The organism is Glutamicibacter sp. NPDC090743 (genome assembly GCF_044769125.1).
In the GTDB taxonomy this organism is placed as follows: domain Bacteria; phylum Actinomycetota; class Actinomycetes; order Actinomycetales; family Micrococcaceae; genus Glutamicibacter.
This window is the reverse complement of record NZ_JBIVXE010000005.1, coordinates 379,864-393,221: the sequence shown is the minus strand read 5'-3', so window position 1 is coordinate 393,221 and position 13,358 is coordinate 379,864. Positions and strand designations below refer to the sequence as shown.

Genomic DNA, 13,358 nt, shown 5'->3' with positions numbered 1-13,358 from the left:
GCGGCAATCAGGCGTTGAACTGCTTTTCCGAATTCCGCACAGCGTTTCCCGAGAGGGAATCGCGGGGATCCGGATGAACCGATGAGATGGCCGGCTCGATGGAAATGATCTGCTCGATGCTGCCCTGCTCCATCGCATCCCGCAAGGTGCGCTGGGTGGGGCGCATCATTTTAATCTCGCCGCGTTCCAGGGAATCGAAGAGCTCCTGGGGGCTGATCCATGTGGAGATCACCGCTTCGGTGGTCTGGTGGACTGGTTCCTGGCCGGGGCGCAAGGCCGCGACAAAGAAGTACGTATCGAACCGCCGCGGGAAACCGGCTGGGGTGACCCAATTGGCCCAGGGGCGCAGTTGGCCAGGATCCAGCAGCAGCCCTGTCTCCTCGAAGACTTCACGACGTGCTGCGGCCAGGATCTCCCCGGCCAGATGCTCCGCGCGATCTGGTCCTTCCCCAAGGATCGAGGTGCGCGCCCATTGCCGGGCGTGCTCGCTGAGCAAGGCGGGATCCAGCTCTCCTGCCGCCACCGCTTGGCCGTCTTGGGCATCAACTCGGCCGCCGGGATAAACCACCATGCCGGCTGCGAAGTCCATGGTGTTCACGCGATGCTGGACGAAAACCTCAAACCCGCCAGCTGCCTCGCGCAGCAGCAAAACACTGGCCGCTTTGCGGATCGGGACCTCTGCGGGAGTCGCAGGTATCGGGGAAGTCGTCATTGCCTACCATGTCCTTGGCTCTTGGAAGTGAAAATAGCCTTCGAGAGCCAGCTTAGCTTCCAGCGCACAGCAAACGGGCAACCGGCAGAAACCGCTGTGCATGCTTGCACATTGACCTGCGGAATCTGCACAGCAAATGCCGTTGACCGGATTCCTGGCGGAGCCTAGTTTGAATCACAGAGACCTGCGCGAAGCTGCGGGCATCGCAACTGGAAGCCGCAGGGGAGCCGAGCAGAGGATGAGCGCAATGGCGGAACAAATTGGCCCATGGCCTCAGGGTCTGAAGGGGCGCCGCGCCTTGGTTACCGGTGGCGCCTCCGGCATAGGCCTGGCCAGTGCCCGGGCATTGGCCGACGCCGGTGCCACTGTGACGATTGCCGACCTCAATGAACAGGCCGCTGAAGAAGCGGCCCGCGAGCTCGGCGGAAAAGCATGGGCTGTGGATCTTTCGGATACCGCGTCGTTGGAAGATCTCAGCGTGGATACCGACATCCTGATTAACAACGCCGGCGTGCAAAGGGTGGCTCCAATCCATGAGTACGACCCCGAAGCCTGGAGGCTGATCCATCGGCTCATGCTGGAGTCGCCGTTCCTGTTGATCCGGGCAGCACTGCCCGGCATGCGCGAGCGCGGCTTCGGCCGCATCATCAATATTTCTTCGATCCACGGGCTCCGGGCCAGCGCGTTCAAGAGCGCCTACGTTGCGGCCAAGCACGGGTTGGAGGGACTGTCGAAGGTCACTGCATTGGAAGGTGCCGACTACGGGATCACCAGCAACTGCATCAACCCGGGCTATGTGCGTACCCCGTTGGTGGAGCGGCAGATTGCCGATCAAGCGAATTCGCATGGCATTGACGAGTCGGATGTCATCCAGAAGATCATGCTTGCCGAATCGGCCATCAAGCGCCTGGTTGAGCCAGAGGAAGTCGCTTCGCTGGCGGCCTGGCTCAGTGCGGATGCCGCGGGCATGGTGACCGGAGCGTCCTACACCATGGATGGCGGCTGGAGCGCGAAATAGGTGCGGCGGGCCCGCATGGCTGCCATGCCTAGGCCGGCGGGAACAGCAGGGTTCCGCCGATCGACACGGCGATGATCACCAAGGTGGACAGCAACCCCAGCAGGAATGAACGTCCGCCGGTTTTTGCGATGCTGCGCAGGTGGACCCCGAGCCCCAAGGCGAACATGGCCGCGGCAAGCAGGAGCGTCTGCGCGCTGGCCGCAGCTGCAAGCCACGCCTCGGGAGCCAGCCCGGTGGTGCGCAGCAGCATTGCCACCAGGAACCCGAGCACGAACAGCGGCACCAGTGGCGGGTTCTTGCCGCCTTGCACCGATTGGCGCCGCCGCATGAAGACGCCGACGCCGGCAATGATTGGAGCCAGCAGGACCACCCGGGCCAGCTTGACGGTCACCGCCACGGCCAAGGCGCCGGCACCTACCGAACCGCCGGCGGCGACGACTTGTGCGACCTCATGGGTGGACGCGCCGATGAGCATGCCGATGCTGCGTTCATCCAGCCCGAGCAGCAAGCCCACCGCCGGCATGAGCGGAATCATCAATGTCCCGAAGAGCACTACCAGCCCGATCGCGGTGGCGACCTGATCCTGCTTGGCCTTGACGACGTTCTCCGCACCTGCGACCGCGGCGGCACCGCAGATGGAGAAGCCGGTGGCGATGAGCAGGCGCTGCGGCAGATCCATGCCGAGCTTCTTGCCGATCCACAAGGTGGCCAAGAACGTGATGCCAACCGAGAGGGCCACCACCAGCAGTACCCCGGGGCCCAGGCCGAGGATGGTGCCCAGCGAGAGCTGCAAGCCCAGCAGCACAATGCCCAGGCGCAGCAGCTTCTTGCCGGCAATTGCCGTGCCGGGGGCAAAAGCCTGCGGGACCGGGGCAAGATTGCGCCACAGCGCACCGAGCAGGATAGCCAGCAGCAGGGCGCTCAGGCCATGGATGTAGCGGCTGGCGAACATGCACAAGATGCCGGCGGCAAGGCAGAGGAGCAGTCCCGGAAGAGCCGGAGCGAAACGCGAAGCAGGTTTTCGATGTCCGGACTGGTCACGTTTGGAGGTGGCAGATTCTTTGACGGGACTTGTGGAGTCGTGCATGGAAATAATTCTTCTCCGGCATGGCGAATTGCGGTATACCACTTCTTGCTATCGCGGACATATGATCATGATATGGAAAGCAGCTCGTCATCTCTCGAAGACATTGCCCGCTGGATTCAACCCTCCTCATTGGAGTTGCTGGTCGGCATCGCCGATCACGGGAGCCTGAGCGCCGGTGCCCGTGCGGCCGGGATGGCGCAGCCAAATGCCACCCGCGCATTGAAAACGTTGGAGCGCCGGCTGGGATACCAGCTTGTGGCACGCAAGACCACCGGATCGCGCTTGACGGCAGAGGGAGTGCTGACCGTCCAGTGGGCTCGTGAAGTCCTGTCCAGCCTGGAAGCCTTCGCCGCTGGCGCGCGCGCGCTGGCTGAAACCGGAGAGGGAGAGCTGGAATTCGGAGCCAGCATGACGGTGGCAGAATTCTTGGCGCCAAATTGGATCGGACTACTGCATCGTGCCCTGCCACGAGTCATCCCTCGAATGAAGATCATGAATTCCCAAGATGTTATTCGTGCAGTGCAGCAGGAGGAATTGGGACTAGGATTCGTGGAAACCCCGCACATTCCTCTGGGCCTGAAAAGCCGGCAGGTACTTCACGATGAAATGCTCGTGGTCACGTCGCCTTCACATGCTTGGGCACAACGGAAGGAACCGCTGAGCCTTCACGAATTGCAAAGCACGGCGCTGATAGAACGCGAGGAAGGCTCCGGCACCCGGGCATTCTTGGATTACATTGCCCATGCCGAACGCCCGAATCCGGTCGCTGTCTTCAACTCGAACGCAACGATTTGCCAGTGCGTGGCGCGCGGAATGGGACCCGCTGTGCTCAGCCATTTGGCGGTAGAGAGCCAATTGGAGCAGGGGCTGCTCGTCGAGATCCCGTTTGATGGGCCGGCGCTGTTACGCGAGCTGCGGGCGATATGGCCTGCGCACCGTGTCTTGAAAGCGACCGAGCAGAAGCTGCTTGAGATTTCCGTGGAATCCCGGATCGCGCAGGGCTAGCCGGAGATCCAGCCCCGACTGGATCTGTGCGGACTTGGCCAGGAGGCGGACAGCAAGCTTCCCATCAAGGATGCAGGGCGGCCATTTGTACCGGGCAATGAGCTCCCGGTACAAGCCTCCGGACTTAGAGTTTGAAGATCTCGTTCTTGAGCAGACCCGACAGACGCTGGACGCCTTCGTCGATGGTCTTCTCGTCAACGGAGCAGAAAGCCAAGCGCAGCTTATTGTCGGCTTGGCCGCTCGGGCTGAATGCCGCGCCTGGAATGAAAATGACCCCGGCCTTCACGCCCTGCTGCAGCAGCGCGTAGGTGTCAATGCCTTCAGGCAAGGTCAACCAGACGAAGAAGCCGCCTTCGGGACGAGTGTGGGTGACACCTGCCGGCAGGTACTTGGCCAATGCTTCGAGCATCGCGTCGCGGCGGGAACGGTACAGGTCGTTGTACTTGGTGATCTGCCCCTTCCAGTCATGCTCGTTGAGGTAGGCGCTGATGATCATCTGGTTCAAGGTCGGTGGGCACAGGGCTACCGCCTCGCCGGCCAGGTAGAAGCGGCGGAAAAGGTGGGTCGGGACCGCGGCCCAGCCGATGCGCAGGCCGGGCGCGAAGATCTTGGAGAAGGAACCCATGTAGATGACGTTTTCCGGGTCCAGGCTCCGCAGGGTAGGCGCAGGAGTTCCTTCGTACCGCAGCATTCCGTACGGGTTGTCTTCCAGGATCAGGATGCCGGCTTCGCGGCAGATGTCCACGATTTCCTGGCGGCGTTCGGCCGCCAGAGTGATCCCTGATGGGTTGTTGAAGTTCGGGATGGTGTAGAGGAATTTGATGCGCTCGCCGGCGGCGCGCAATTCGGCGATGCGGGCACGCAAGGCATCAGGAATCAAGCCATTTGCATCGGTGCCCACGGGGCGGGCGGACACCTGGTAGGCCTCGAAGGTATTCAGGGCCCCGACGTAGGTCGGATCTTCGCAGAGCACAGTGTCTCCGGGATTGCAGAAGACCTTGCAGGCCATGTCTTGTGCTGACTGGGAGCCGTTGGTGACCACCACATCTTCGACCCCCACGTTCGTGATGCCTTCAGCTGCCATGACATCGATAATTTGTGCACGCAGTTCAGGAGTGCCAAGTCCGGAGCCGTATTGCAATGCTTCGGGGCCCTGCTCGACGATGATGCGCCGGGCCATTTCACCGACCTTTTCCAGCGGGAGCAGCTGCAGGTAGGGGTTGCCTCCGGCCAGGGATACCAAGGAAGGGTCCAAGGAGAGCTCGAAGACGTCGCGCACCGCGGACTGCTTGATTCCGGCCGCGCGCTCGGATAGCAAGGATTCGTGCGAAGTGGTCAGCGGTTCTGATGCGGTGGTCATGGTTCTCCTCGGCAAGGCTCCCGGGGCGGGGGAGCGGGGTTCCTGCGCTGGGTGCGGCACAAGAATTGTTTTCAAATAGAATACTTTGGTATTCCAGCAGGAAATTCAAGGCTTGGCAAGAGCTGAGTTTTCAACCACGTGATTCTTTGCTCCAGGCGAGGCGTTGCGTTCCTCGATCTTCAGCTGGCCCAACGCCGAATTGACGCGGCCGTGAAGTTTCTCGGAAAGGTTTCGCGGCTAGCTCCCGGCCAGCCAGCACTGCCGGACCAAGAGGACCAGTAATTCGACGCAGTCCGCCGAAGCCCGGAAATACCCAAGACCGGGAGGCGCCCATCCATGCGAACAGGGAATAACCCGGGACCCTGATCAGCAGGCGATCCCATCATCCGACTTCCTGCGGGCCGCTGGCGTATTCGCCGGCTGGTTGGCTCACTTCTCGGTTTCGGTGCGGGAATCCAGCCAAGACTGGATGGCGCTTGGGCGAATGCGGCGATGCGTTCCACGGTATTCCACCGGAATAATCCCCGCATCGGCCAGCTTGCGCAGGTAGCTGTTGGAAATCCCGGCCATTTGGGCTGCTTGGGAAGTATTAAGGAGCAGCTCGGGTGTGCCGATGCTGACGGACTCGCCATCTGCAAACCGTGAAAGCACCTCGATCAGCGCCTGGTGCGCTTCTTTGGGCAACTTCAACGCGGTGCCGTTGACGAACACGGTCGTGTCATCCGACTCGTCCAGCGCGCGGCGTAGCCGCGCGGTGGTCTTCTCATCTAACGCCTCGAAGGTGCGGACCCTGCCCAGTGCTGAAGTCGGTGATGCCATGGCCCTTATTTTGCCTGAGATGTCCTTCGGACGCACCTCATGACGCTGCAAATGGACTGCCTGTCGCAACTCCTTTATGACACAGATGCGACGAATGGGGGTTGTACAGCGCCAAGCGGTTCCCGTATGGTGGAAAACGTAGGTCTAAAGAAAGTACTGACCAGCCATCTTCCGGCACACCATGACGGATCCTTCAGCCTCACCCGGCGGAGCCCCTCTGGGAATTGTGTACATGGAAGCCTGACGCCCTCCTTAATTGCCTGTGGGTCACGCTCCATTGCGGTCGGATGAATGGTCATGCGCGTTCCTACGCTCTGCCACCAATTTCGTGGGTACTGCGTTTTCGTCAATCAGAACTTTCTTGAAAGAAGAGCTATTCAATGTCTGTTGAATCCACTAAAGACCTGTCCACCATCACCGACGAAGAGATTTTCGACGCCCATCTTGGCGGCAAGCTTTCCGTCTCATCGCAAATGCCGCTGAACACCAAGCGCGACCTGTCCATCGCCTACACTCCGGGTGTAGCCAAGGTATCCCAGGCCATCGCAGATGATCCAGCCAAGCACGCAACCCACACTTGGGCCTCCCGCCTGGTTGCTGTGGTTTCGGACGGCACCGCTGTGCTGGGCCTGGGCAACATCGGCGCCGCTGCCTCGCTTCCGGTCATGGAAGGCAAAAGCGCCCTGTTCAAGGAATTCGGCGGCCTGGATTCGATCCCGCTGGTATTGGACACCACCGACGTCGATGAAATCGTCGAAACCGTCATTCGCCTGCGCCCGAGCTTCGGCGCCGTGAACCTGGAAGACATCTCCGCCCCGCGCTGCTTCGAAATCGAAAAGCGCCTGATCGAGGCGCTGGATATCCCTGTTATGCACGATGACCAGCACGGCACCGCGGTGGTGGTGCTGGCAGCTCTGATCGGCGCGGCCCGCCAGACCAAGCGCGACATCAGCTCGTTGAAGGTCGTCATCTCCGGTGCCGGTTCGGCTGGCGTCGCCGTCACCAACCTGCTGCTTTCGGCCGGCGTGGATGACGTCATCGTGCTCGACTCGCGTGGCACCATCCACCGCGAACGAGACGACCTTAATCCGGTCAAGGCCGACCTGGCCAGCCGCACCAACCGTGAAGATGTCATGGGTGGCCTGGCTGAGGCACTGGACGGCGCGGATGTCGTAGTGGGACTTTCCTCATCGACCTTCGAAGAAGCTGCCGTGGCGAATATGAACAAGGACGCCATCATCTTCGCGCTGTCCAACCCGACCCCGGAAATCATGCCGGATGCTGCCGCGAAGTATGCAGCCGTGGTGGCCACTGGCCGCAGCGACTTCCCGAACCAGATCAATAACGTGCTGGCCTTCCCGGGCATCTTCCGCGGCGCCCTGGACTCCGGTGCCAAGAAGATCACCGAGGGCATGAAAGTCGCCGCGGCCCATGCCATTGCCAACCTGGTTGGTGATGATCTGGCAGCGGATTACATCATTCCTTCGGCAACCGATGACCGCGTGATGCCTGCTGTAGCCGCGGCTGTGGCTGCGGAAGCAGAAAAGGCCAGGTAGAAAAAGCTGGCGAAAAAGCACTGCCTGCAACGACTCGTTGCGGGCAGTGCTTTTTTCATGCGCCGGGCTGTTCTGAGGCCGTTGTCTTGGGATATCCACAATCGTAGAAAGTTCCTGCCGGGGCGATGAATTCGCGCCACACTTGCTGGCATCAGATCAACCAAGGAGGAATGCGATGCGTAATCCTGAAGGCGTCCATCTCAGTGTCCGCAGCTCGTTGCCCGAAATGCAGCTACTTGGCGTTGTTGCACTGCGCGAAATATCAGAGAAGGGGTATGCCGTAGTGCTCAGCACTATGGCAAGGCAGCAACGGGTCCTGGGGTACACGCTGGGATTGGCGAAACGAGGGCATCCTGAAATCGTCAGTATCGGTGGAGGCGAAGATGATGTTTTTGGGCTTCTCACGCATCTGGCATCACAAGTCGTCGAGCATGGACAAGTCTTTTCCGAAGGTACCCACAACACATCGCTATTTAGCGAGCTCATTTTCTCGGAGCCAGAGGCGGAACTGAACACTCTTCCCCTCACCAGTCTGATCCTTGGCGACATCCCGATAAGAACCCTGCATTGCATGCAACCCAGGGACTTCGCCGTGATCCAGCAACAGGCTGCTCACTAGGAACTGCGCCGCATCGTCAAAAGATGAGCAGGCAGAGGAAAGGAACTGGACCATGTGCGATATGTGCAATGGCATGACACGCAAGCTACTGGAAGCCCTGATCGACCAGCGGATCCGCGACTACGGACATGAAGTGATTTTTGTTGAGTCGGACCGGATCAGCCCATCGCTTGCCTACACCGTTGGCCTGAGTCGCATCGGGCACCCAGAATTCCTTGTTCGAGGGCTGGACATGGATGACAGCATTCAGATGCTCAACGGATTTTCTGCGTCCGTGCTGGAATGGAATGAGGTTTTCGCCCACGGGCACACCGGCCGCTGGAAGGACGGAACACTGTTGTACTTCTCCAAGATCAGTACCGGGATCCGCAAGCAGGTGCCATTGGCTTATCAGAGGTACGGAGAAAGCCTGGGGTTGCTAGAAGTCCTACTCGTCGGCAGGGATATCCCTTACGAATATGTAGTTGCCCGGCACAATTAGGCCTTGGCATCCTTTGCCAAGCGCCTAGCTTCGCCGATGGATTGCAGCGGCCTCGTTCTCCGCGCGGACTTTTGCCCGATGTGCTGCGCGCAGGGCCTGGTGGCCGTCGGATTTGCGCACCTTCAGGTAGAACATTCCAACTACAAGGAACCACAGGGGCGTAGCCAGCAACGCAGCACGCGTATCGGCCTGCGTGGTCAATGCCCCCAGGACGAATACGAAGAAAGCTAGGACCATGTAGGGGGCTCCCATGCCGCCGGGGACCTTGAACTTGGAGGCATCATGCAGCTGCGGGCGGCGCTTGCGGAAGGCCAAATAGCTGATAAGGATCATTGACCAGACGAACATGAAGCACAGGGCAGACACCGTGGTCACCAACGTGAAGGCCTGGGCTACGGAGTCACCCGCGTACAACAGCACGACGGCAGCAAGAAGGAAGATGCAGGAGAATAGCAACGCATTGCGTGGCACCTGCGTGGCAGAAAGCTTGCTGAACTTCTGCGGAGCATCTCCATCCTGCGACAGGGCGTACAGCATGCGCGATGTCGAATAGATTCCGGAATTTGCACTTGAAGCGGCGGCCGTCAGCACGACGAAGTTGACCAGACCTGCAGCTGCGGCCAAGCCAGCCATCGAGAACATGCCAACGAATGGCGATGCATCAGCGGAGAACTTGTACCAGGGGGTGACGGCCATCAGGACGGTCAAGGCACCGACGTAGAACAGGATCACGCGCAGCGGAATGGAATTGATGGCCTTCGGGAGATTCTTTTCAGGATCCTTGGTTTCAGCCGCAGCCGTACCTACCAATTCAATGCCGACGAAGGCGAAAACGGCGATCTGGAAGCCTGCGACGAAGCCCATGAAACCAGTGGGGAACATGCCGCCGTGCGCCCACAGGTGGACGAAGGAAGCGGTGTCTCCCTCGGAAGAACTGAACCCGGTGGCAATCATTGCCAGGCCGCAAACGATCAACGCCAGGATTGCAACGATTTTCACCAAGGAGAACCAGAACTCGGTTTCGCCAAAAGCCTTGACCGTGGGCAGGTTCAGCCCGACCAATAGCAGGATGCAGCAAAGCGCGGGGAGCCACAACGGGATCTCGGACCACCAGTAGGCGACATACTGGGCAATCGCGACTACGTCCGCAATGCCGGTGACAACCCAGCAGAACCAATAGGTCCAGCCGGTGAAGAAGGCAGCCCAAGGTCCCAAGAGATCGCCGGCAAAATCTGCGAAGGTCTTGTAGTTCAAGTTGCTGAGCAGGATCTCGCCCATGGCACGCATGACGAAAAAGAGCATGAAACCGATGATCATGTATACGAAGATGACGGACGGTCCAGCAGCGGAAATGGTCTTGCCGGAGCCCATGAACAAGCCGGTGCCGACTGCTCCGGAGATCGCCATGAGTTGGATGTGCCTGCTGGACAGGCCGCGCTCAAGTTTCGTTCCGTCGGAAACGGTTTTCACTTGCGTGGAATCGTTCGCCACGGCTGCACCTTTCATGAGCAGATCCCTTCGGTTTTTCGAAGGAGACGGCCTGCTCGGAAGAAGAACTAGACCGCTGGAAGAGGTTATCGCAGATATATTGACCAGCTATATTTGGCCGTCACCGTGGACTGCGAGCAAGCTTAACAGTTGTGAAATTGGTTATACGCCACTCGATTCGGGCAGGCAGCCCGCTGCTTCGCGCAGTAGCCAGATGGGCAGAAACTGCACTTGAATGGGGCATTTGGATGCTGCTGGACCGCAGGGTGGCGGCATCTACCCGAAAACAAAGCCGCGGGAAATTGTGCGAAGGAAATCCTCCGGTTCCGGCAAATGGAATTAGCGGGAGGCGGTTGATCTGGAGAATCAGTACCACCGAAGATCAATACCCGTATGTCCCACCTGCAATCGGACTTTGGAAATGGCGGAACGCGGGAGCCGGGAAGCACCACGGGCAACACTGCATCCATGTTCAGCTCTACCGCGCAGAAGATGACCCGGCCCATCTTGGCAATGCGTAACAGGACTGCTCCAGCGCTGCATTCCGCGCCTTTTGGTTCACTTGAAGCAAATACTGTACATGGCCAGTGGAAGCTTGGAGGGCCAAGTGAGTAGTGTAGGACGTATGGCATTCCGAAATCGTCGAGCTGCGGCTCTTCCTGCAAAATTGTCCCGTTCCTGGCTCTTGGTCAATGCGGCCAAGGAGGAAACTTTCGCTCCTTCACTGGCTTGTGAAGCGGACTCGGTGATTTTTGATATGGAAGCTGCCGTTCCTGACGACCAGAAGATCCAGGCTCGCGATAACGTAGTGCGCGCACTGTCCAATGGCATGACTGCGTGGGTGCGCGTCAACGGCATTGACACTGATTTCTGGGCCGATGACCTTGCCGCGCTGTCGGGAACTCCCGGCCTGCGTGGAATCATGCTGGCCATGACCGAGCAGCCTGAACAGGTTACCTACAGCGCGATGAGGCTGCGCGCGGGCACTCCGGTCCTGGCCTTGATCGAAACCGCTTTGGGTATCGAGAACGCCACGCAGATCGCTTCGGCCCCGGGTACCTTCCGCCTGGCGTTCGGCATCAACGACTTCCGCAAGGACACGGGCGTCTCCGACGACCCGATGGCACTGGCCTACGCACGCGGCCGGCTCGTGATCGCTTCGCGTGTAGGCAAGCTGCCTGGCGCTATCGACGGACCTCCACCGGCAGGTGCCGATGCCGCCAAGGTGACCGAAGAAACCCGCATCACCGCCTCCATGGGCATGACCGGCAAGCTGTCGTTGTCCACCGATCACGTAGATGGCATTAACGCCGCGTTGGCACCCAGCGAAGACGAGCTGTCTTGGGCCATGGAACTGCTCGAAGCGCACGCCGCCGGCGCTTCGGTGGGCGATGGCTCATACCTGCCGCGTCTGGCCCGTGCCCAGAAGATCGCCGACCTGGCCGACTCCTACGGCCTGTGGAACGCCTAAGTCTTTAGCTGTCTTCCAACAGCAAAGAACCCGTTCAGCATCTGGAATCAATCAGATGCTGAACGGGTTCTTTTAGCTTGCGGAGCCTATGCCTCGTGGGCACCGCGGTTGCGAGAGGAACCGACGACGTCGCCAGCCTTCCATTCAGCCCAACCCGGACGATCATTCATGAAGTCCTCGATCTGCGCCTTGTTGGCTTCCAGCTTCGGGTCATGCTTGAGGTACCAGTGGGTTTCGCGAGCCACCATGCCCGAGAGGATCAGTAGGCCGATCAGGTTCGGCAGCGCCATCAGGCCGTTCATCATGTCCGAGAAGTTCCAAACGGCGGTCAGCTCGGTGGTGCAGCCTACGTAGACGACCAGCGAGAAGACGATGCGGAATGGCATCACGAGCTTGCGGCCGAAGAGGCGCTCGATGTTGCGCTCGCCGTAGTAGCTCCAGCCCAAGATAGTGGAGAAGGCGAACATGACCAGTCCGATGGTCACGATCCAGTGGCCCCATTCACCAGGCAGGCCGTGGGTGAATGCCTGGCCGGTCATCAACGCAGCGGAGATCTGCTCGCCGGTGGATTCATCGATCACCTTCCAGGTGCCGGTGGTGATGATGACCAGGCCGGTGCAGGTAACAACGATGATGGTGTCGATGAAGGTCTGGGTCATGGAGACCAGGCCCTGGCGAACCGGGTGGGTGGTCTGTGCCGACGCGGCAGCGATAGCAGCCGAACCCATGCCGGATTCGTTGGAGAAGATGCCGCGGGCAACACCGTACTGGACAGCGATGATGATGGCCGAGCCGACGAAGCCGCCAACAGCGGAAGTGCCGGTGAAGGCGTCGGTGAAGATCTCGCCGAAAGCTGCAGGAATGCCGCCGACGTTAGCGATCAGGATGTAGATCGATGCGGCCACGTAGAAGACGATCATGACCGGAACGAATCCAGCGGTGACACGGCCGATGGACTTGATGCCGCCGACCAGGACAGCGATCGACAGCACGGTCAGCACGACACCGGTAACCCATGGGGTGACGTGGAACGAATTCTCCAAGTTTAGGGCGATGGAGTTGCCCTGGGTCATGTTGCCGATGCCGAAGCAGGCCAGGGTGGCGGCGATGGCGAAGAACAGGGCCAGGAACTTGCCCAGCGGACCCTTGATGCCGCGTTCCAGGTAGTACTGCGGACCGCCGGACTTTTCGCCTGCGGCGTCGGTGCCGCGGTAACGCACGCCGAGATAGGCCTCGGTGTACTTCGATGCCATGCCCAGTAGGCCGGTGACCCACATCCAGAACAGGGCACCTGGGCCGCCGATGCCGATGGCGGTTGCGACACCGACGATGTTACCGGTTCCGACAGTGGCCGCCAGCGCTGTGGTCAGTGCCTGGAATTGCGAGATGTCGCCTTCTGCCTCGGCATCCTTGCGCTTGAGCAGGCCCAGGCGCAATGCGGCAGCGAGCTTGAAGAATTGCAGGCCACCCAAGCGGATGGTCAGGTACAGGCCAGTACCCAAAAGTAGCGGGATGAGGACAAACGGTCCCCAAATGACGGAGGAGATGTCCCCGAAGAGATCGCCCAAAGCGTCCATGGACTCAATATCCTTATGTGCGAGTGACTGATGATGAAGAGTTTCAGGCGAGAAGCCGATCCCCTTATGTGAGTGCCATCATATGGCAAGGGGAGAACTGTGTCACAAAGCGCGCTGGCGGATGCCATGTCCGGTTTGTTAACTTTATTTCACGATCAGGCCCGG

Annotated in this window: 12 protein-coding genes; 6 read left to right on the top strand and 6 right to left on the bottom strand. The window is 60.0% G+C overall.

The features are described from left to right. Nucleotides 1-7: 7 nt before the first annotated feature. Nucleotides 8-712, bottom strand: a complete 705-nt coding sequence (locus ACIQTS_RS12750) for an NUDIX hydrolase (RefSeq protein WP_402473586.1) — start codon at nucleotides 710-712, stop codon at nucleotides 8-10. Between the two features lie 247 nt (nucleotides 713-959). On the opposite strand from ACIQTS_RS12750, the gene ACIQTS_RS12745 reads away from it, so the two are divergent. Further along, nucleotides 960-1,730 carry a 3-hydroxybutyrate dehydrogenase gene (locus ACIQTS_RS12745; RefSeq protein ID WP_332498844.1) on the top strand — a complete coding sequence of 257 codons (771 nt, stop codon included), beginning with the start codon at nucleotides 960-962 and terminating at the stop codon, nucleotides 1,728-1,730. A 28-nt stretch (nucleotides 1,731-1,758) separates the two neighbouring features. On the opposite strand, the gene ACIQTS_RS12740 is transcribed toward ACIQTS_RS12745, so the two are convergent. Continuing rightward, the gene (locus tag ACIQTS_RS12740; protein WP_402473585.1) at nucleotides 1,759-2,817 is read right to left on the bottom strand and encodes a YeiH family protein; all 1,059 of its coding nucleotides are present in this window, start codon (nucleotides 2,815-2,817) and stop codon (nucleotides 1,759-1,761) included. A gap of 72 nt (nucleotides 2,818-2,889) precedes the next feature. On the opposite strand from ACIQTS_RS12740, the gene ACIQTS_RS12735 reads away from it, so the two are divergent. Continuing rightward, a complete protein-coding gene (locus ACIQTS_RS12735) occupies nucleotides 2,890-3,822 on the top strand; it encodes a LysR family transcriptional regulator (protein WP_402473584.1) in 933 nt (310 codons plus the stop codon). Nucleotides 3,823-3,946: 124 nt separating this feature from the next. Here the strand turns inward: ACIQTS_RS12735 and ACIQTS_RS12730 are convergent, their stop codons facing one another. Both ACIQTS_RS12730 and ACIQTS_RS12725 read right to left on the bottom strand, forming a co-directional pair. Next, nucleotides 3,947-5,182 carry a PLP-dependent aminotransferase family protein gene (locus tag ACIQTS_RS12730; protein ID WP_402473583.1) on the bottom strand — a complete coding sequence of 412 codons (1,236 nt, stop codon included), beginning with the start codon at nucleotides 5,180-5,182 and terminating at the stop codon, nucleotides 3,947-3,949. A gap of 429 nt (nucleotides 5,183-5,611) precedes the next feature. Continuing rightward, nucleotides 5,612-6,001 (bottom strand): helix-turn-helix domain-containing protein, encoded by a 390-nt coding sequence (locus ACIQTS_RS12725; RefSeq protein WP_105662004.1) that lies wholly within the window; start codon nucleotides 5,999-6,001, stop codon nucleotides 5,612-5,614. A 380-nt stretch (nucleotides 6,002-6,381) separates the two neighbouring features. Here ACIQTS_RS12725 and ACIQTS_RS12720 point away from each other — a divergent pair, with 380 nt between their 5' ends. From ACIQTS_RS12720 to ACIQTS_RS12710, 3 genes are all read left to right on the top strand, one after another. After that, nucleotides 6,382-7,557, top strand: coding sequence for an NADP-dependent malic enzyme (locus ACIQTS_RS12720; RefSeq protein WP_402473582.1), 1,176 nt, complete (start codon nucleotides 6,382-6,384; stop codon nucleotides 7,555-7,557). A gap of 175 nt (nucleotides 7,558-7,732) precedes the next feature. Then, complete coding sequence (locus ACIQTS_RS12715) at nucleotides 7,733-8,176, top strand: DUF4262 domain-containing protein (protein ID WP_402473581.1); 444 nt, start codon at nucleotides 7,733-7,735, stop codon at nucleotides 8,174-8,176. A gap of 73 nt (nucleotides 8,177-8,249) precedes the next feature. Next, nucleotides 8,250-8,657: a DUF4262 domain-containing protein gene (locus ACIQTS_RS12710; protein WP_402473580.1), complete on the top strand. Its 408-nt coding sequence runs from the start codon at nucleotides 8,250-8,252 to the stop codon at nucleotides 8,655-8,657. Nucleotides 8,658-8,681: 24 nt separating this feature from the next. Here the strand turns inward: ACIQTS_RS12710 and ACIQTS_RS12705 are convergent, their stop codons facing one another. Beyond that, nucleotides 8,682-10,163 carry an amino acid permease gene (locus ACIQTS_RS12705; RefSeq protein WP_402473579.1) on the bottom strand — a complete coding sequence of 494 codons (1,482 nt, stop codon included), beginning with the start codon at nucleotides 10,161-10,163 and terminating at the stop codon, nucleotides 8,682-8,684. A 607-nt stretch (nucleotides 10,164-10,770) separates the two neighbouring features. Here ACIQTS_RS12705 and ACIQTS_RS12700 point away from each other — a divergent pair. Continuing rightward, nucleotides 10,771-11,616 carry a CoA ester lyase gene (locus tag ACIQTS_RS12700; protein ID WP_105656257.1) on the top strand — a complete coding sequence of 282 codons (846 nt, stop codon included), beginning with the start codon at nucleotides 10,771-10,773 and terminating at the stop codon, nucleotides 11,614-11,616. Nucleotides 11,617-11,702: 86 nt separating this feature from the next. Here ACIQTS_RS12700 and ACIQTS_RS12695 read toward each other — a convergent pair whose 3' ends face one another. Further along, nucleotides 11,703-13,193 carry a sodium:alanine symporter family protein gene (locus ACIQTS_RS12695; RefSeq protein ID WP_105656258.1) on the bottom strand — a complete coding sequence of 497 codons (1,491 nt, stop codon included), beginning with the start codon at nucleotides 13,191-13,193 and terminating at the stop codon, nucleotides 11,703-11,705. Between the last annotated feature and the right edge of the window lie 165 nt (nucleotides 13,194-13,358).

What these genes read in the sequence shown, in the direction of transcription:
- ACIQTS_RS12750 (WP_402473586.1), bottom strand. Translation starts at nt 712, where the DNA reads ATGACGACTTCCCCGATACCTGCGACTCCCGCAGAGGTCCCGATCCGC.
- ACIQTS_RS12745 (WP_332498844.1), top strand. Translation starts at nt 960, where the DNA reads ATGGCGGAACAAATTGGCCCATGGCCTCAGGGTCTGAAGGGGCGCCGC.
- ACIQTS_RS12740 (WP_402473585.1), bottom strand. Translation starts at nt 2,817, where the DNA reads ATGCACGACTCCACAAGTCCCGTCAAAGAATCTGCCACCTCCAAACGT.
- ACIQTS_RS12735 (WP_402473584.1), top strand. Translation starts at nt 2,890, where the DNA reads ATGGAAAGCAGCTCGTCATCTCTCGAAGACATTGCCCGCTGGATTCAA.
- ACIQTS_RS12730 (WP_402473583.1), bottom strand. Translation starts at nt 5,182, where the DNA reads ATGACCACCGCATCAGAACCGCTGACCACTTCGCACGAATCCTTGCTA.
- ACIQTS_RS12725 (WP_105662004.1), bottom strand. Translation starts at nt 6,001, where the DNA reads ATGGCATCACCGACTTCAGCACTGGGCAGGGTCCGCACCTTCGAGGCG.
- ACIQTS_RS12720 (WP_402473582.1), top strand. Translation starts at nt 6,382, where the DNA reads ATGTCTGTTGAATCCACTAAAGACCTGTCCACCATCACCGACGAAGAG.
- ACIQTS_RS12715 (WP_402473581.1), top strand. Translation starts at nt 7,733, where the DNA reads ATGCGTAATCCTGAAGGCGTCCATCTCAGTGTCCGCAGCTCGTTGCCC.
- ACIQTS_RS12710 (WP_402473580.1), top strand. Translation starts at nt 8,250, where the DNA reads ATGACACGCAAGCTACTGGAAGCCCTGATCGACCAGCGGATCCGCGAC.
- ACIQTS_RS12705 (WP_402473579.1), bottom strand. Translation starts at nt 10,163, where the DNA reads ATGAAAGGTGCAGCCGTGGCGAACGATTCCACGCAAGTGAAAACCGTT.
- ACIQTS_RS12700 (WP_105656257.1), top strand. Translation starts at nt 10,771, where the DNA reads ATGGCATTCCGAAATCGTCGAGCTGCGGCTCTTCCTGCAAAATTGTCC.
- ACIQTS_RS12695 (WP_105656258.1), bottom strand. Translation starts at nt 13,193, where the DNA reads ATGGACGCTTTGGGCGATCTCTTCGGGGACATCTCCTCCGTCATTTGG.